Origin of the sequence: Pseudomonas sp. PB101, from assembly GCF_009764265.1 — a bacterium.
In the GTDB taxonomy this organism is placed as follows: domain Bacteria; phylum Pseudomonadota; class Gammaproteobacteria; order Pseudomonadales; family Pseudomonadaceae; genus Aquipseudomonas.
This window is the reverse complement of the sequence record NZ_RWIR01000024.1, coordinates 259,657-277,619: the sequence shown is the minus strand read 5'-3', so window position 1 is coordinate 277,619 and position 17,963 is coordinate 259,657. Positions and strand designations below refer to the sequence as shown.

Sequence of the window (17,963 nt, the reverse complement as noted above, 5' to 3'; positions counted from 1 at the left end):
CTGCATTGTCCCTGTTGTTTTTGTTGGGTGTGCATGCAAAAGCTGGATAAGACGAGAAAGAGTTATACGTATAACTCCAGCAAAAATAACATTGGTGGCGCCACTGATGTCAACTGTTTCGAGCGTCATTCTCAAGTCAGGCGACGTATAGCATGCGGCCTGGTTCACCGAGGCTGCCGGTTTTGAATGGATCCTGTGGCCGAACGGATTATTTTGAGTTATACGTATAACTCGAAAAAATCCGAGCACAGGGGTGTCCGTGTCGTCTCAAGAATTGCTACTGCCGTGCGCTACGCCTCATCTGCCGGCCTATCGATCGACGTTCCTGTTGTCTGGGGTGTGCATGGGCGCCTGGGCGCCGTTGGTGCCCTATGCGCGCACGAGGGCGGGGATCGACGACGCGGCGCTGGGGCTGCTGTTGCTGTGCCTTGGCCTGGGTTCACTGGTGATGATGCCGCTGGCGGGCATTCTCAATGCGCGCAGGGGCTGTCGCTTTACGATGCACGTGGGTATTGCCCTGGTGCTGCTGACCTTGCCCTTGTTGGCGACGACGCATTCCTTCGCCGGCTTGATGTTCAGCCTTGTCGTGTTCGGGGCGGGGTGCGGGTCGGTCGACGTGACGATGAACGTTCAGGGCGTGATGGTCGAACGCGCGACCGGACGCTCGCTCATGTCCGGCTTTCATGGGCTGTTCAGCCTTGGAGCGATTATCAGTGCGGCAGGTATCACCGCATTGTTATGGCTGGGCGCCACGCCTTTGGTGGCAAGCAGTGCGGTCATGGCGATCCTGGTCGCCTTCGTCCTCACGCATGGCCGCCAGTTGCTGGGGCGCAGTGGTGACGAAGGCGCCCCGATATTTGTCAGGCCAACCCGAAAGGTTTTACTGCTGGGTATGCTTTGCCTGTTCGCCTTCCTTGCGGAAGGGGCGATCCTCGACTGGAGCGCGGTGTTCCTGGCCGACGAGCGAGGTGTCCAGCACTCGCTGGCCGGCCTGGGCTACGCAGTGTTTGCGGTCATGATGGCGCTGGGCCGATTGAACGGAGACCGGATACTGTTGAAGCTGGGCGCGCGGGTGGTGCTCATTGGCGGTGGACTGGTGGTCATGTCCGGGTTCGCGATGGTGGTGTTGGCGAATGACTGGCTGTTGAATCTCGTGGGGTTCGCGGTGATAGGCGCAGGTCTGGCCAACATCGCTCCGGTCTACCTGTCGCTGGCAGGCGCGCAAACGTCGATGCCCGGTGAGCTGGCCATTGCCGCCGCCACCAGCCTGGGCTACCTCGGCATATTGATGGGGCCGGCGGCCATCGGGTTCGTCGCCCATGCAAGCAACCTCTCGCTGGCATTGCTCGTCGTTGCCTCGTTGATGATCGCGATCATTTTCAGTGCCACTCGACTGGTTCCGAAGGTTTCGCCGCAACGGTTACACTGAGCACATGGCGTTTTTTTACTGACCTCTCACGAGGTTTTCAAAACAGATCGGGAAGCAAGCGATGGCATCCGTTTCAATGAAAGATGTAGCACTGGCGGCGGGGGTGTCTCAGCCTGCGGTGTCTTACGCCTACAATCGCCCATCCAAACTGTCCGAGGCCCAACGTGAGCATATCCTTGCCATAGCCGCGTCCCTGGGCTACCCGGGACCCAATGTGCTTGGCCGCAGCCTTCGCTCGGGCAAGATCGGGGCGATCGGGTTGATGATGATGGACAAGTTGTCCCTGGCGTTCGCCGACCCTTGCACCGTTGCCTTGCTGCGCGGGATCAGCGAGGTGGGCGAACTGGAGAACGTCGCGCTGACGTTGTTCCCGCTCAACAACAATCGGATCATTGGCCGCACACCCGCAGCGAACCACGGCAGCCTCGCGCTGCGCGGGCTGGTGGATGGATTGATCATCTCGACCCTGCCTGACGACCATCCAGCCGTGCTGGCCGTGGTGAAACAGAACATTCCGTTTGTGGTGATCGATTCGCCGTTGGTGGAAGGTTCTTTTTTTGTCGGGATCGATGACCGCGGTGCCGCACGCGCGCAGATGCGTCACTTGCTGGACCTGGGGCACCGCAAGATAGGGGTCATCATTGACCGGCTGAACCCGGACGGCTATCGCGGCCCTATCGACCGGCACCGCTTCAAGAGTGCCAGCGAGCGTATCGTCAGGGAGCGGCTGACCGGCTATGTGGAGGAGGCCAGTGCAGCGGGCCTGGCGTTCGAGGACCTGAGCATCATCGAGGCTGGCGGGCTGGATTCGACGTCCGGGCAAGCCGCGGCCTTTACCTTGCTGACATCCAGCGACGTCACGGCAGTGGTTGCCTGTTCGGATGTCATGGCGATCGCGTGCATGAAAACCGCTCACGCGCTCAATCGCGAGGTTCCACAAGCCCTTTCGGTGATTGGCTTCGACGATATTCCCGAGGCGGTGCAACTGGGCCTGACCACCATTGGCCAGCCCATCGTCGAGAAAGGCGTCTATGCGGCAAGGCTGTTGACCGAGCAGTTGAATGCGCCGGCCGATGCTCCGCTGGCGCCTGAACAGAAGATTTTCGCCACCAAGCTGATCGTGCGCACTTCGACGCGCAAGGTGCAGGACGCTTGACACCGTTCGATGAACAAGGCTGCGGTGACAACCGCAGCCTTCACTTTCACCCTATGCCGTTCACGGCGCCAATTGGCTGAAGTTCGCCGCGACCCGCAGGGCGTTGGCGGCGATGGTGAGTGCCGGATTGACCGCGGCCGATGACGGGAAGAAAGAACTGTCGACCACCCAGACATTGTCCAGGTCATGCATCTTGCAATTGGTGTCCAGCACGCTCGACGCCGGGTCCTTGCCCATGACCGCCGTACCGCATTGATGCGAATTGGTGGCAATGCCCATGCGCGCTTTCAGGATCAGCGGGTAGCCAGCCGCCCGCATGACCTGGCTGGTCTTGCTCACCAGGCCTTCATGGGCCTTGAGGTTGTTGGGTTGCCAATGGACCTTGATCGCACCGCGCTCTGCGTCATAGGTGACCCGGTTCTCCCGGGTCGGCAGGTCCTCCGACGTCAGGTACAGGTCGACGCTGTGATCGGTGATGTAGCGCGAGGCGAACTTTGGCAGCCACGGACGCATGGAGGTGATCATCGGTTCGCGGATTTTCCCCAGCATCTGCACGTTCCCCAGGGGGAACGAGTTGTTCGCACCGGCGCTGTACCAGTCGTTGATGGCCAGGGTCTTCTGGAAGATCACCTTGTTTTTGCGTCGAGGGTCGACCGCCAGCATGAACGTACTGTTGTGCACCATGTAGTTGCGACCCACTTGCCCGGAACTGTTGCCCAGGCCTTCGGGGTGCTGTTCGTTTGCCGACTTGAGCAACAGCGCGGCGCTGTTCACCGCTCCGCAGGCCAGAACGAAGCGCTTGGCGTGCAGCGTCACGGCGCGACCATCGATCAGGCCGTGGGCGTGCGTGACCGTGCGCCCGTCCGCTGCGGTTTTCAGTTGCTTGATCGTGGTACGGGTCAGCAACCTGACGCTTGTGCTGCGCAAGGCCGGCCGCAATGCAGAAACTTCAGCGTCAGCCTTTGCGTCCAGCAGGCAAGGGTAACCATCGCACGTTGAGCACAGTACGCAGTCACCGCCATTGCCATAGTCCACGGCCGCAGGCATCACGAAAGGCTTGAGGCCTGAGCGGCGCATGCTCTGTTCCAGGGCAGCCAGGGCAGGGTCGTGCTCGAGCGCCGGTTGTGGGTAGGGGCCCGAGCGCCAGGGCTCGCTGGGATCGACGCCTGCCTGGCCGTGTACCCGGTAGAGTTTTTCCGCCTCGGCGTACCAGGGTTCCAGATCCGCATAGCTGATCGGCCAGGCCGGGGAGAGGCCTTCGGCGTGGCGGATTTCGGCAAAGTCTTCTTCGCGAAACCGTGGCAGCATCGCGCCATAGAATTTGGTGTTTCCGCCGACGTAATAAAACACCCCAGGCGAAAAGGGTTGGTTGGCTTCGTCCAGCCATTGCTCGGCATTGCGGTAACGGCCTTGTCCGAAGACCGATTCGGCACTCCAGTTGTGTATTTCTCGCGGCAGGAAATCCCCGCGTTCGACGATCACGATGTCCAGCCCGCTGTCACGCAGCGCATGGGCAAAGGTCGAACCGCCCATGCCCGAGCCGATAATCACCACATCACAATTGATATTGCCATCTGCATCAGGTGTCACCACGTCGAGGGCGCGCGGTTCGCGCGGCGCCCCCGATTGTGGATTCAGCTCTGCATGATGCGAAATCAATGCATCACTCATTTGAGCTGCTCCAGTTCTTACAGGTGTTGTTCGGAGTTGCGGATTTGCCAGTACTCGTCCTGACGTTCGTCAGTGATGTATTCGGGAATCGGGAAGTCCCACCAGCCCGGTACCCAAGGGCCGGCGGCGTCGCGGTCGGTCGGGATTTCGATCAGCACCGGAGCGTTAAGGTCCAGGGCCTCCTGGAGGATCGGCTCAAGGTCTTCCGGGCGCTCCACACGGTAAGACTTCAGGCCGAAGGCTTCGCCCACCGCTTTGAAGTCCGGGCTGTATGGCGTGCCGTCCGGATGGTTGAACTCGGTGCCGATATGGCGGCTGGTCTGCTTGCGCTGGCCACCGCGAATCGACATGTACCCGGCGTTGTTCTGGATCATGAACACGACCGGAATGTTGTTGGTCACGCAAATCGCGATTTCCTGCGACGTCATCAGGAAATCACCGTCGCCCAGGATGCAGACCACCGGCTGGTTCGGCGCCGCCAGTTTGGCGCCGATGGCGGCAGGCACGGCCCAGCCCATGGAGGAGAACCCGCCGGAGGTCAGGTGCGTGCGCGGGGTATAGACCGGGAAGGTCTGCTTGACCGCGCCCTGGGTGTTGCCGGAACCGACCACGACGATGGTGTCGCGCGGGAAGATCTTGCGCAACGCGCCCAATGGACGTTGCGAGGTGAACGGGAAGCGGTCGGAGTCACGACGGCCGGCCAGTTTGGTTTCCCATTCGTCCTGATAACCGCGCAGGTCGCTGAGGTACTCCTCGCGATCGACAGTCTGGCCTTTCAGGCCTTCGACGATATGGGCCAGCGCGTGTTTGGCGTCTGCACAGATGCCCACGGTGACGGGGTAGTTCTTGCCGATTTCGTGCGGGTCGATGTCGATGTGGATCAACTTCGACGGCGGAATGGCGAAGGTCACGCCCTTGGCATAACTGGACGACGACCAGTCGGTGAAGCGACAACCCACGGCGATAATCACATCGGCCGTGGAAGCCACTTTATTACCGCACATGGTGCCGGTCTGGCCGACGCTGCCGGCGAACAACGGGTGGTCTTCGGGGAAGCCGCTTTTGCCGTTCCAGGTGGTGACCACCGGAATTTTCCAGGCCTCGGCCAGGGCGAGCACTTCAGCGCTTGCCTCGCCCGTGATCACACCGCCACCGATGACCAGCACCGGGCGCTTGCAGGCCTGCAGTTCTTCAACGGCGCGGGCCGTGGCCGCCGGATCCGGGAAGCACTTGCCGATCGGCGTGCGTTCTTCCAGGGCATGCAGGGTCACTTCCGCGGCTTCGGCCTGGACATCCATCGGGATTTCCAGATGCACCGGCCCCGGGCGGCCGGTGACCATCGAGCTCCAGGCCCGATGCATCATGAACGGCAACTCTTCAACGCGCGTCGCGACCCAGTGGCGCTTGGTCACGGCTTCGGCGATTTTCGGGAAATCGTTGTCGGTGTAGCGTTCCAGCTCCTGCAGCAGACCGTGGCCACGCATGTGCGTGGGCGGCCCACCAGTGATCAGCATCAGGCTGGTGGAGTCGGTGAACGCGGTGGCCATGCCGATCACGGTGTTGGCAGCACCGGCACCGATGGAGGTGACCGCCGCCATCGGCTTGCCGGCCACGCGGTAGTAACCATCGGCCAGATGCACGGCGCTCTGTTCGTGGAAGACCTGGATGAACTTGAGTTTCGAGTCTTCTTCGAGGAAGGCGTCGGTGAGTGTCCAGATACCGTGGCCGGGAATGCCGGCGACATACTCGACGCCGTAGTTTTTCAGGGTTTGTGCGACGATCTGGCTGCCGGTCAATTTGCTCATGACAGGACTCCTTGGGTTGATGAAAGCGGGGTGGATGCGGTGGTTTTGCCGTGACCTTCAGCTCGTCCGCGCGTTGCCCAGTTCAGGCCCTGTTTGGTCAGGCGACGGATATTGGGGTCGGCCAGGTTGCTGGTGTCGTGCCCGATGGAGTGGTAGAAAACGCGCCCCAGGCCCCACTGGCGTACCCAGGCAACCGGGCTGCGATGGCCCTTGATCCACGGGAACGGGTTGCCATCGAACGTGGTTTCGGCGAGCACATGGATGTTCGGGTCCACCTGCATGTAGTACTGCTCGGAACGCACCTCGAAATCCTCGACGCCTTGAGTGACTTCATGCGTGCGGTCGATGACGTTGACCTGGTAAGGATGGGGAAAGCCTTCGCCCATCGGATGCTCGAGAAAGGAGCCGCCCAGGACCCAGTGGTACTTGAGGCTTGCGCGAAAGGCCGCTCCCGCACCGTGCCAACCCACCAGGCCGGTACCGCTTTCGATCGCTTCGAGCAGGCGGTTTTCCTGCGAGGCGGTCAGCGTTTCAGTGGTTACCGCGTTGTTCCAGCCAATCACGATCAGGTCGTAACCGGTCAAATCCCTGTCCAATGTGAAGATGTCGGTCGACTCTTCAACGTCGAAATCCAGCTCCTGGAAAACGGTCCGGGCCCATGCGGCGATTTCATAGGGGAAATGGCCGGGCCAGCCACCGTATAGATACAAGACTCGACTCACGGTTGGTCACCTCTTAAGTTGGGTGTGATTATTAGGTTATACGTATAACCGCTTATTTAAGCTATCACTCAAAACGGCGCTGTCAATGCCTTGATCAAATATTTAATGGAATAGCCAGGCCGGCTTGGGTTTGCGTGGAGATGCGGTGAACAAGCACGGACAGTAGAACGGTTTTGTTCAAGTCGGTTTTGATAATAAAAGGTTATACGAATAACACGATCGCCCGCGCCAGAGCGGCTGCGCTGCCGCAAGTGCTTCAACTTTGCGTCTGTGCTGCGTCAGATCGCGTCAGCAATAAGGCGGCTGCGAAATTGCCCGGAGCAGGGGGGTGCGAAAAGATGTTTGCCAATGCTGAGTGCATGTTGCGTGCATCAAGAACCACCAGGAGCAAATTGATGATTCGTTATCTGAAAAAAAGTAAGCCGGTCGAAGCCCAAGCCGAAATCGCTGCGCAAGTGCGCGATACGGTCGAGCAGATCATTGCCGATGTCGCCAAAAACGGCGATGCAGCCGTTCGCGAGTATTCGAAGAAATTCGATAAGTGGGAGCCTGCCACCTTCCGCTTGACCGACGAAGAAATCGCCGCGTGCGTCGCCAGTCTTTCGGAACAGGAAATCGGTGACATCAAGTTTGCGCAGGCACAGGTGCGGCGATTTGCCGAAGTGCAAAAAGCCTCGATGCACGACGTCGAAGTCGAAACACTCCCGGGCGTGATCCTCGGGCATCGCAACATTGCGGTGAACTCGGTGGGCTGCTACATCCCCGGCGGCAAGTATCCCTTGCTGGCCTCGGCACACATGAGCGTATTGACGGCCAAGGTGGCGGGCGTCAAGCGCGTGGTTGCAGCGGCGCCACCGTTCGACGGCAAGCCTCATCCGGCCATCGTGACGGCCATGTACCTGGCCGGCGCCGATGAAATCTATTGTGTTGGCGGCGTCCAGGCCATTGCTGCGTTGGCGTTGGGCACCGATGCCTTCAAGCCGGTCGATATGATCGTCGGCCCGGGCAACGCCTATGTCGCCGAAGCCAAGCGTCAGCTGTTCGGCAAGATCGGCATCGACCTGATTGCCGGCCCCACCGAAACGCTGGTGATCGCCGATGACAGTTCCGACGTCGAAATCATTGCCGCGGACTTGCTCGGGCAGGCCGAGCACGGCGTCAACTCGCCAGCGGTGTTTTTGACCAACAGCGCTGAGCTGGCGGAAACCCTGCCGGCGGAAATCGAGCGCCAACTGGGCATTTTGTCGACCGCGCCTGTCGCCTCCGTCGCCTGGCGTGACTATGGCGAGATCATCCTGTGCGACACCGTGGACGAACTGGTCGAGGAAGCCGACCGCATTGCCTCCGAACACGTCCAGGTCATGACCCGTGACCCTCTGTACTTCCTGGAACACATGACCAACTACGGCGCGTTGTTCCTCGGGCAGCGCACCAATGTCTCCTACGGCGACAAGGTGATCGGCACCAACCACACACTGCCCACCACCGGAACCGCGCGTTACACCGGCGGCCTGTGGGTCGGCAAGTTCATCAAGACCTGCACCTATCAGCGCGTCCTGACTGACGAAGCGTCTGTGCTGGTCGGCGAGTACTGCTCGCGCTTGTGCGGCATGGAAGGTTTTGCCGGGCACAAGGAACAGGCGGATATCCGGATTCGCCGCTACAAACAGGCCGTCTGATCGTCCAGTGGTAAAAAAGGCTCCCCATTCGGGGAGCTCTTTTTTGGCTTTCAGCGATGGTCGTTAACGATGACGCGTGTGAACCCGGATTTACGCGGCGCACTGGAGTCCATCGCCGGCAAGCCGGCTCCTACAGGTATCGCGTATTTCCCGGGATTACATGATTCTCGGGGCACTTGTAGGAGCTGGCTCGCCAGCGATGGTCGTTAACGATGACGCGTGTAACCCGGATAAAACGCGGCGCACTGGAGTCCATCGCCGGCAAGCCGGCTCCTACCCGAGCGACGCCACGCTGTTGAGCAGTGTCTTGACCAGTTGCGCCTGGCGGGTGGCGCCGGTCTTGGCGAACACTCCGCGCAGGTGGGCGCGCACCGTGTTGCGGGAAACCCCGAGGGCCAGGGCTGTTTCGTCGAGGGTTTGCCCGTCCATGACGAGCATGGCCACTTCGGTTTCCGTGGGCGTCAGCTGGAACAGGCTGCGCAGCAGGTTTCGCGATGCCTGCGGTGAATCCGACGGGTCGCGGATGAACACCGCCACGGCGGGCCGTCGTGCGCCGTTGCGGGCTTGATAGCTCATGGGGATGGGGCGCAGCAGCAAATTGAGTGGCATCTCACCGCTTGGCCGGGTCAGGGTCAACACTTCGATGTCATCGAGGCCACGCTGGCGTTGTTTCAATACGGCCTGGATGGCTTGTTGCACCCTGCGGTTCTGTTGGCTGGTGAAGGCACAGAGCTTGTCGTGCCGGCATTCCAGGCCATCACGGCTGTCAAACAGGCGCTGGGCCGCGCGGTTGCAACGCATCATGGTGCCGTTATCGTCGAGGATCGCCGTGCCCACCATCAGACGGTCGATGGTCGCGGCATAGAGTTGGCGTTCGGAGTCCAGTTGCTCTACGGCCGAATGCAGGTCCACCGCTTGTTGCAGGTGGGGCAGGAGCAGGCGGATCAAGGCAATCTCCGCGGCATCGAAGTCGCGGCTGGCGTGGTTGCGGCAAGCGAACAACGCGCAATGCATGCCCGTGGGCGTGCGCATGTTGGCGACCAGGACGTGGCGCAAATCCAGCGGCTGCAGATAATTACGGTAGAAGTCGTGGGCCAGCCAGGCCTCCGTTCCCAGCACCTGATCGGCACTGGCCACCTGCTCGACAGGCCATTCGATGAAGGGGCAGATCGAGTAGTACTGTTCGCTGTAGAACGGCTCGCCGGGCAGCAGCGGACCATGAATCGACGCGTTGACGATCAGCCCCGGCCGTTCATGGTCGGGGTTGCGCAGCACCAGGGTGAAGAAGCTTGCCTCGAAACGCTGGCGCAATGTTTCCAGCAGGCCGGACCAGGGTGTCGACTCAAGGGGGCCTTGATAGACCAGGGCAAGCAAGCTGCTGAGCTCGGCAGACGGGATGTCGGTAGTGGGCTGAAGGTCCTTGCAGGCCGGAAAAGGGAGGGTCATGGATGCGCCTCACTACTGTTTGTTATTGTCGTTCGAGTATTGATCGCGCCCATGGCGGGAAAATCGTCCGTATGGCTTAGGCTGGTGATCGAGTTATGTGATAAGGCAGCGCCACACCGGTACAGGTCGGTATGGCGCTGCGCTCATGGGCTTTTACAGTGCCAGCAGAGCCTCGACGATACGCTCGGCGGCCGTTTCGGCCGACTCATGGCGGGTATCGATGTGGATGTCCGGCGCTACCGGCGGCTCATAAGGCGAGTCGATCCCGGTGAAGTTCTTCAACTCACCGCGCCGGGCTTTCTGGTACAGGCCCTTGGGGTCGCGCTGTTCGACCAGGGCCAGCGGCGCGTCGACGAAAATCTCGAGGAAATTGCCGTCTCCCGCCAGCCGGCGTGCCATTTCGCGCTCGGCACGGAACGGCGAGATGAACGACACCAGGGTGATCAGGCCGGCATCGAGCATCAGCTTCGCCACTTCCGAGACCCGGCGAATGTTCTCCACCCGGTCGGCTTCGGTGAAGCCCAGGTCGCGATTGAGGCCATGGCGGACATTGTCGCCATCGAGCAGGTAAGTGTGCCGGCCAAGGGTGTGCAGCTTGCGCTCCACCAGGTTGGCAATGGTCGACTTGCCCGCACCGGACAACCCGGTGAACCACAGGATTCGCGGTGACTGCCCCTTGAGCGTCGCATGGGCTTCGCGGTTCACGTCGATGGCCTGCCAGTGCACGTTCTGTGCGCGACGCAAGGCAAAGTGCAGCATGCCGGCGCCGACCGTGCGGTTGCTCAAGCGGTCGATAATGATGAACCCACCCGTATCACGGTTCTCGGCATAGGCATCGAAGGCGATCGGCCGGTCCAGGTGCAGGTTGCACACGCCGATACCGTTCAGCTCCAGGGTTTTCGCCGCCAGGTGTTCCAGACTGTTCACATCGACCCGGTGCTTGAGGTTGGCGCAGCTCATGCTGACGGTCCGGCAGCCGATCTTCATCAGGTAGGGACGCCCGGGCAGCATCGGCTCTTCGTCCATCCACACCAGCGTCGCCTCGAACTGGTCGGCAACGGCCGCCGGTGCATCGGCCAGCGCAATCAAGTCGCCGCGGCTGATATCGATTTCATCCTTGAGGGTCAGGGTCACGGCCTGGCCGCAAACGGCTTGCTGCTGTTGCCCGGCGCTGCCGAGGATGGCAGTGACTTCACTCTGCTGTCCCGAGGGCAGCACGCGGATACGATCACCGACGCTGACGCTGCCGGCCGCGACATTGCCGCAGTAACCACGGAAATCGAGGTTCGGCCGATTCACCCATTGCACGGGCAGGCGAAACGCGGCGTCTACTTGTCGAGCCTGCTCAAGCGGGACGTTTTCCAGATGCTGGAGCAGGGTAGGTCCCTGGTACCAGGGCGTGTTAGGGCTGGCTTCAAGCATGTTGTCGCCACGCAGAGCCGAGAGCGGGATGCACTGGATGTCATGCAGGCCAATCTGCTTGGCGAACGCGCGATAATCCGCTTCGATGCGCTCGAACACCGCATGGGAATAGTCCACCAGGTCCAGCTTGTTAATGGCGACCACAACCTTGCGGATGCCCAGCAGCGACACCAGGTAACTGTGCCGGCGGGTCTGGGTCAGTATGCCCTGGCGGGCATCGATGAGGATCACCGCGAGGTCGGCGGTCGAGGCGCCGGTGACCATGTTGCGGGTGTATTGTTCGTGGCCGGGGGTGTCGGCAACGATGAACTTGCGCTTGTCGGTGGCGAAAAAACGGTACGCCACATCGATGGTGATGCCTTGCTCGCGCTCGGCACTCAAACCATCGACCAATAGGGCGAAATCCAGTTCGTCACCCTGGGTGCCGAGCTTTTTCGAGTCGGCTTCCAGTTGGCCCAACTGGTCCTCGAACAGCACCTTGGACTCATACAGCAGGCGGCCGATCAGGGTGCTTTTGCCATCGTCAACGCTGCCACAGGTAATGAAACGCAGCAGCTGCTTGTTCTGTTGCTGTTGCAGATAGGGCGTCAGGTCGTCATTGAAGGTTTCGTTCAGCGCGCTCATCAGAAATACCCCTCTTGTTTCTTTTTCTCCATGGAACCGGCCGAGTCGCTGTCGATCAGTCGCCCCTGACGTTCAGACGTACGGCTGACCAGCATCTCGCTGATGATCGCCGGCAGGTTGTCGGCGTCGCTGTCGATGGCACCGGTCAGCGGGTAACAGCCGAGCGTGCGGAAACGCACCTTGCGCATCTGCGGGGCTTCGCCTGGCTTGAGCGGCAGTCGCTCGTCGTCGACCATGATCAGCGTGCCGTCGCGCTGCACGACAGGACGCTCCTTGGCGAAATACAGCGGCACGATGGGGATCTGTTCGAGGTAGATGTACTGCCAGATATCCAGCTCGGTCCAGTTCGACAACGGGAATACCCGCAGGCTTTCGCCCTTGCGCTTGCGTGTGTTGTACAAGCGCCAAAGCTCGGGACGCTGTTGCTTGGGGTCCCAGCGATGCTGTTCCGAGCGCAGGGAAAACATGCGTTCCTTGGCCCGCGACTTCTCTTCATCGCGGCGGGCACCGCCGAAAGCCGCGTCGAAACCATAGTGGTCCAGGGCCTGCTTCAGACCTTGGGTCTTCCACACGTCGGTGTGCAGGGACGAGCCGTGGGTAAAGGGATCGATGGCCTTTTCCACGCCCTCGGGATTGATATGCACCAGCAGTTCCAGGCCCAGGCGTGCAGCGGTCTGGTCGCGGAAAGCGATCATTTCGCGGAATTTCCAGGTGGTGTCCACGTGCAGCAAGGGGAAGGGCGGCTTGCCCGGGGCGAAGGCTTTCATCGCCAGGTGCAGCATGACGGCGCTGTCCTTGCCGATGGAGTAAAGCATCACCGGGTTTTCACATTCGGCGACCACTTCGCGGATGATCTGGATGCTTTCCGCTTCCAGCCATTGCAGATGAGTCAACATCGGATACCTCCTCGAGTTCTGCCGGGTTGGGCTCCGGCTGGACATCACGGTAGGTAAAGCGCCACTGGCGCTTCTTCGTCTGCTCGGACGAAGAGGGCGCCAGCGGCTGAGGGTCACGCGACGGACGCGTAAAGCGACTCGGCGCGGACCTTGAGGGCCCGGGCAACGGCGTCGAAACCCTGTTGCACCCAGGGACCGTGGTTGGCCATGACCTGGTCTGCGGTCGCGCCGAGGAACTGGTCGGTGGTGTGGTAACGGCAACTGTTCGCGCCGGTGCGTTCGATCAACTGCTCGCGCCGGGCGGCGTCGGGATTGTCGGCGTTGGCGTACATCTCCCAGGCGAGCAACCGGTGGGGCTCGAAGTCCGCCAGGTACTCGATCACGTGCAGCAGCTCACCTGGCCGGCGTGGGTCAGGCAGGAACAGATTGACCGCTTCGCCCATTTGCAGGCTCGACTCGACCTTGACGGTGTACGGGTTCCACTGCGGATAACGGGCAAGGTCGATCAGTATCGACCAGACAAAATCGGCCGGGGCGGCGATGTCCACGGTCACTGAACGGACCAGGTTTTTTTCTACGCTCATGGGTAACTCCTCTGAGGATGACGGCGCACCGCGAACAGCGGCGCGAACAAGCCTTGGGCTCAGGCGCGATCCTCACCGCTCAGGGTCAGACCGATCCTCGTCCAGGCGGACTAGGCGGGCACTTAGTCCGCTCGGACGAAGAACCGGCAAGCGGGTACTCCCTAATGTCACTGGCAGAGGCGGGATGTCCGCCGGCAGAGGAGTGCGACATGGTTACAGACAGGATCGATCAGGAAGTTGTCAGCGGTGAGAGCTGGAACCTCTTTTGCGAGCAATTGCGCCGCAGCGGCGAGCAGATACTGCGCCGCGAAGCGCCGGCCGATGTGCAGACCCGTGCCGAAGGCTTTCGCTATCTCACCCGGTTACTGCGCATTGCCCTGGAAATGCACCTGGAATTCGCTGACCCGGACTTTCCGGGTTTCATCACGCCGTCCCATGAAACGGCGAAAATCGGCGCTGACAACCCGGACAACCTGTACAGCTATGCACGCCTGAACGGCGAGCATGAATACCGGGTCAGCGGCCACCGTGGCAGCGTTGCCTACCTCAGCTTCGGCTCCCAGAAGGGTGGCTACGAGACGGATGGCAAGATGATCCAGACCGGCTTCCTCGATGCCGGGCTACTGGCGCTGGATGCCGAGGGTAACTTCGAAATCATCCTCAGCCAGCGCCCGCCGGCCCAAGGCAACTGGCTGCGACTGGAGCCGCAGAGCAATGCCCTGATCGTGCGCCAGACGTTTCTCGACCGCAGCACCGAGCAACCGGCACAACTGCGCATAGAGCGCCTGAATGCTGGCCTGGCACCCGAGCCGCTGACCGCACAACGCTTGCAGCAAAGCCTGCAAAGGGTGGGCAGTTTCGTCGAGAACACCGCCCGACTGTTTGCCGATTGGGCCCAGGGTTACCAGGCCCACCCCAATCAGCTGCCGGCCGCTGACCAGGCGCTGTGCCAGTCAGTGGGGGGCGACCCGAACATCTTCTATTACCACTCCTATTGGGCCCTGGCCGCAGACGAGGCGTTGCTGATCGAGGTCGACCAGGTGCCCGACTGCGACTTCTGGAATCTACAGATCAACAACTACTGGATGGAGTCGCTCGACTACCGCTACCACCGCATCTGCCTGAACAAGCATTCGGCACGCCTGGACGCCGATGGCCGCTTGCGCATGGTGCTCTGCGGCACTGATCCCGGCCTGGCGAACTGGCTGGAAACCGCCGGCCATCCGCACGGCACCCTCTGTCTGCGCTGGGTGGGGGCCAAGCATCCGGTGCACCCGACCACACGCGTGGTCAAGCTCGATGAGTTGCAGGAGAGTGTGCGATGAGCGCCGATGATTTCACCCTGGATGCCTTGCTGGCCGAAGCCAGCGCCCGTGCGGGGGGGCTCGATGATTTCGGTCCCGGCGAGTTCCGCCAGGGTCTGCTGGTATTGGCTGACGCCCTGAACAATGAAGCGTGCCTGTCGTCCTCCGGGCGCGAGCTGTTGCGCGAAAAACTGCTCGGGCAACTGGTCAACCGCCTGGTCAAGGAGGATCACCTTCGGCGTTACCCGGACATCCTCGAGCAACCCATCGATGACCCCTTGGTGATCGTCGGCCTGCCGCGCACCGGCACCACGTTGCTGCAGCGCACACTGGCGGTGGACCCGCAGTTCAGCAAGGCGCAGTGGTGGGAAACCCGTTACCCCGCACCCTTGCCCGGAGAAACACTGGAGCAGCCACTCAAGCGCATCGCCCGGGCACGCGCCGAAGTCGCGGGAATGATCGAGTTCCTCCCGCAGTTGCTGGCCATCCACCCGTTGGACGCCGAGCAGCCCGACGAGGAATTCATGCTCATGGAACACTCGTTCCTGTGCGCCATGGATTCCTACGTCAATGTGCCGAGCTATACCGCCTGGCTTGACGCTCAGGATCAGACGCAGGTGTATCAGTACCTCAAGCGAACCCTGCAGTTCCTGCAATGGCAGCAGGCTCGTCGCGGCATCGAGCCTGGTCGCCGCTGGTTGCTCAAAAGCCCGCAGCATCTGCATACCCTGGAGCTGCTGTTCGAGGTTTTTCCCAAGGCGCAGGTGGTCCTCACTCACCGCGAACCGGCGAAAACCATTCCTTCGCTGGCCAGCTTTATCCATACCCTCTGGTTGCTCTACAGCGACAAGGTCGACGCCGAGGCCGTGGGCGAGCAGTGGAACCGCCGTATGGCCCGTGCATTGCGCCATGCGATGGCCGTGCGCGAGCGCATGCCCGCAGCGCGTTTCCTTGATGTGCACTTCGAAGACACCGTGGCCGAGCCGCAGGCGGTAGTCGAAAGGATCTATCAGTTTGCCGGTCTTGAATTGACCCCGCAGACCCGATCGGCCATGGGGCAATGGCTGCAGGCGAACGGCCGTGAAAAGCGTGCGGTTCATCACTACAGCCCCGGCCAGTTCGGCCTCAGCGAAGCGATATTGCAACGCGACTATGCCGAGTATCGAGCCCGGCACATTCAGGCCTGAAACCCGTGCAGTTCATAACGATAAGAGGAGTTTCCCCATGCTGTTGAAAGACAAGGTCGTGATGGTCTCGGGTGTCGGCCCGGGTCTGGGTATCAAGTTGGCACTGGAGGCCGCGCGCGAAGGTGCGCGCGCCGTCGCCATAGGGGCGCGGGACAAGGGACGGCTGCTCGAGGCGCAACAACGCATCCTCGCGCTCACCGACTCCTGCGAGGTGTTGTGCGTTGCCACGGACATTACCGATGCCGACGCCTGTCACCGCTTCGCCGCCAACACCCTGGAAAAATTCGGCCGTATCGATGCGTTGCTCAACAGTGCCTTTTCCCATGGCGGCTTCCAGGCCGTGGAGGAGGGCGACAACGACCCGTTGCGCGAGGCCCTGGAAGTCAATCTGCTGGGCTCGTTGAACATGAGCCGCGCCGTGCTGGGACCAATGCGCACCCAGGGCGCCGGCGCCATTGTCATGATCAATACCCTGGGCGTGCGCAAGCCTTATCAGGGCGGTGCCGCCTATGCCGCATCAAAAAGCGCGCTGGCCGCGACGGTGCGCTACCTGGCGAGCGAGCAAGCAGTGCATGGCTTGCGGGTCAACGGCCTGGCGTGTGGCTGGATGTGGGGCGAACCGGTCCAGGCGCTGGTACACCAGACCGCCGCCGCACGGGGCGTCAGTGAAGAACAGGTGCGTGCCGAATTCAGTGCCGGGATTCCGGGCGGGCGCATGCGCACCGATGACGAATGCGCGCGGGCGGCGCTGTTTCTTGCATCGGACTACGCCAGTGCAATCAACGGTGCGCAACTGGATGCCAACGGCGGCGAGGTGATGCACTGAGGAGCCTGACAGATGATTGATCACTGCGCTTTTAATGGCGATGCGGATGGCCTTTGTGCCCTGCAACAATTACGTCTGGCCGGCGAACTGGACCACGAGGTGCGCCTGATCAGCGGGGTCAAGCGTGATATCGCACTGCTGCGCCGGATCACCGCCGCCCATGGAGAGCGTGTCACCGTGCTGGACGTGGCTCACGAACAGAACCGCGAAGACACGCAGCGCCTGCTCGACGCCGGTGCCCGGGTGCGTTACTTCGATCACCACTATGCCGGTGAGCTGCCGCGACATCCGGCATTCGAGTCGTTTATCGACACTGCGGCCGACGTCTGCACCAGCATCCTGGTCGACAAGCACCTCGCCGGACGCGAGCACCGCTGGGCGGTGGTCGCCGCGTTTGGCGATGGCCTGGCCGGTCCGGCGCGTGCACTGGCCGAACGACACGGTTTGACCGCGGATGAGCAGGTGGCGCTGGAAGAACTGGGTCAGCTGTTGAACTACAACGCCTACGGCGACAATCTCGAGGACCTGCATTTCGATCCGTTGGCGCTCGCCGGCGAACTGTTGCCTTACCGCAATCCAATGGATTTCATCCGCGAAAGCACCAGCTTCAGCACCTTGAGAGAAGGGCATGCCGCCGACATGGCTGCCGCCGCAGACCTGACGCCGTGGTGCGAGGGCCACGGCGCGCGGCTCTATCGCTTGCCGGCGCAACCCTGGGCGCGAAGGGTCAGCGGGGTGCTGGCCAATCAACTGGCCGCACAGGCTCCGCACCTGGCCATCGGTCTGCTCAGTGCCAGGGCCGATGGTGAGTGGGCGTTCAGCGTTCGTGTACCTGAAGGCGCTGAACTGACGGCGGATGCGTTCTGCCGTCAGTTCCCGACGGGGGGAGGGCGTAAGCGTGCGGCCGGGATCAACCGGTTGGCTGAGGCGGATCTGGCTGGGTTTGCGCAGCGGTTGCTTGCGAGTTATCCGTGAAACCAATAGTCCTCATCCATGGTAGCAGCGCAACTTTCCAGTCCGTTCGGGCGAGGCAGATTGTCGCTGCTGTTTTAAGTCTGACAATATTTTAATGCGGTTAAAGACAGTCAAAACTTAACTCAACTAAATAGATGTTTAGTGTAGTTATAGCTCATGATTATTAGTGGAGTAGGGTAGCTCACCAGATGATCTACGGGTAGCTCATCCTTGTTCGTTATCTTCCAAGCATGTTCG

At 61.4% G+C, this 17,963-nt stretch carries 14 protein-coding genes; 7 read left to right on the top strand and 7 right to left on the bottom strand.

Going from position 1 to position 17,963, the window contains the following annotated elements; all coding sequences use genetic code 11:
• Positions 1-343 precede the first annotated feature (343 nt).
• A complete protein-coding gene (locus EI969_RS07865) occupies positions 344-1,429 on the top strand; it encodes an MFS transporter (RefSeq protein ID WP_256678274.1) in 1,086 nt (361 codons plus the stop codon).
• Between the two features lie 61 nt (positions 1,430-1,490).
• The gene (locus tag EI969_RS07860; RefSeq protein WP_160386951.1) at positions 1,491-2,585 is read left to right on the top strand and encodes a LacI family DNA-binding transcriptional regulator; all 1,095 of its coding nucleotides are present in this window, start codon (positions 1,491-1,493) and stop codon (positions 2,583-2,585) included.
• A 60-nt stretch (positions 2,586-2,645) separates the two neighbouring features.
• On the opposite strand, the gene EI969_RS07855 is transcribed toward EI969_RS07860, so the two are convergent.
• From EI969_RS07855 to EI969_RS07845, 3 genes are read right to left on the bottom strand one after another with little or no spacing between them, the layout of a single operon-like run.
• Positions 2,646-4,256, bottom strand: coding sequence for an FAD-dependent oxidoreductase (locus EI969_RS07855; RefSeq protein WP_160386950.1), 1,611 nt, complete (start codon positions 4,254-4,256; stop codon positions 2,646-2,648).
• Between the two features lie 17 nt (positions 4,257-4,273).
• Positions 4,274-6,061 carry a thiamine pyrophosphate-binding protein gene (locus EI969_RS07850; RefSeq protein WP_160386949.1) on the bottom strand — a complete coding sequence of 596 codons (1,788 nt, stop codon included), beginning with the start codon at positions 6,059-6,061 and terminating at the stop codon, positions 4,274-4,276.
• Positions 6,058-6,783 carry a ThuA domain-containing protein gene (locus EI969_RS07845; protein WP_160386948.1) on the bottom strand — a complete coding sequence of 242 codons (726 nt, stop codon included), beginning with the start codon at positions 6,781-6,783 and terminating at the stop codon, positions 6,058-6,060. The genes EI969_RS07850 and EI969_RS07845 overlap by 4 nt, the downstream gene beginning before the upstream one ends.
• 395 nt (positions 6,784-7,178) lie before the next feature.
• On the opposite strand from EI969_RS07845, the gene hisD reads away from it, so the two are divergent.
• Positions 7,179-8,462, top strand: a complete 1,284-nt coding sequence (hisD, locus tag EI969_RS07840) for a histidinol dehydrogenase (protein ID WP_160386947.1) — start codon at positions 7,179-7,181, stop codon at positions 8,460-8,462.
• Between the two features lie 273 nt (positions 8,463-8,735).
• Here the strand turns inward: hisD and EI969_RS07835 are convergent, their stop codons facing one another.
• From EI969_RS07835 to EI969_RS07820, 4 genes are all read right to left on the bottom strand, one after another.
• Positions 8,736-9,908 (bottom strand): helix-turn-helix transcriptional regulator, encoded by a 1,173-nt coding sequence (locus EI969_RS07835; protein WP_160386946.1) that lies wholly within the window; start codon positions 9,906-9,908, stop codon positions 8,736-8,738.
• A gap of 153 nt (positions 9,909-10,061) precedes the next feature.
• Complete coding sequence (gene cysN / locus EI969_RS07830; RefSeq protein ID WP_160386945.1) at positions 10,062-11,954, bottom strand: sulfate adenylyltransferase subunit CysN; 1,893 nt, start codon at positions 11,952-11,954, stop codon at positions 10,062-10,064.
• Positions 11,954-12,895 (bottom strand): sulfate adenylyltransferase subunit CysD, encoded by a 942-nt coding sequence (cysD, locus tag EI969_RS07825; protein ID WP_160386944.1) that lies wholly within the window; start codon positions 12,893-12,895, stop codon positions 11,954-11,956. The genes cysN and cysD overlap by 1 nt, the downstream gene beginning before the upstream one ends.
• A gap of 68 nt (positions 12,896-12,963) precedes the next feature.
• Positions 12,964-13,434 carry an SRPBCC domain-containing protein gene (locus EI969_RS07820; RefSeq protein ID WP_160386943.1) on the bottom strand — a complete coding sequence of 157 codons (471 nt, stop codon included), beginning with the start codon at positions 13,432-13,434 and terminating at the stop codon, positions 12,964-12,966.
• A gap of 209 nt (positions 13,435-13,643) precedes the next feature.
• On the opposite strand from EI969_RS07820, the gene EI969_RS07815 reads away from it, so the two are divergent.
• The 4 genes from EI969_RS07815 to EI969_RS07800 are packed head-to-tail and all read left to right on the top strand — an operon-like array spanning position 13,644 to position 17,726.
• The gene (locus tag EI969_RS07815) at positions 13,644-14,759 is read left to right on the top strand and encodes a DUF1214 domain-containing protein (RefSeq protein WP_160386942.1); all 1,116 of its coding nucleotides are present in this window, start codon (positions 13,644-13,646) and stop codon (positions 14,757-14,759) included.
• Positions 14,756-15,925: a sulfotransferase gene (locus EI969_RS07810; protein ID WP_160386941.1), complete on the top strand. Its 1,170-nt coding sequence runs from the start codon at positions 14,756-14,758 to the stop codon at positions 15,923-15,925. The genes EI969_RS07815 and EI969_RS07810 overlap by 4 nt, the downstream gene beginning before the upstream one ends.
• A gap of 37 nt (positions 15,926-15,962) precedes the next feature.
• Positions 15,963-16,751: an SDR family oxidoreductase gene (locus tag EI969_RS07805; RefSeq protein ID WP_160386940.1), complete on the top strand. Its 789-nt coding sequence runs from the start codon at positions 15,963-15,965 to the stop codon at positions 16,749-16,751.
• A 12-nt stretch (positions 16,752-16,763) separates the two neighbouring features.
• Positions 16,764-17,726 carry an acetyltransferase gene (locus EI969_RS07800; RefSeq protein ID WP_160386939.1) on the top strand — a complete coding sequence of 321 codons (963 nt, stop codon included), beginning with the start codon at positions 16,764-16,766 and terminating at the stop codon, positions 17,724-17,726.
• The last annotated feature ends 237 nt before the right edge of the window (positions 17,727-17,963 follow it).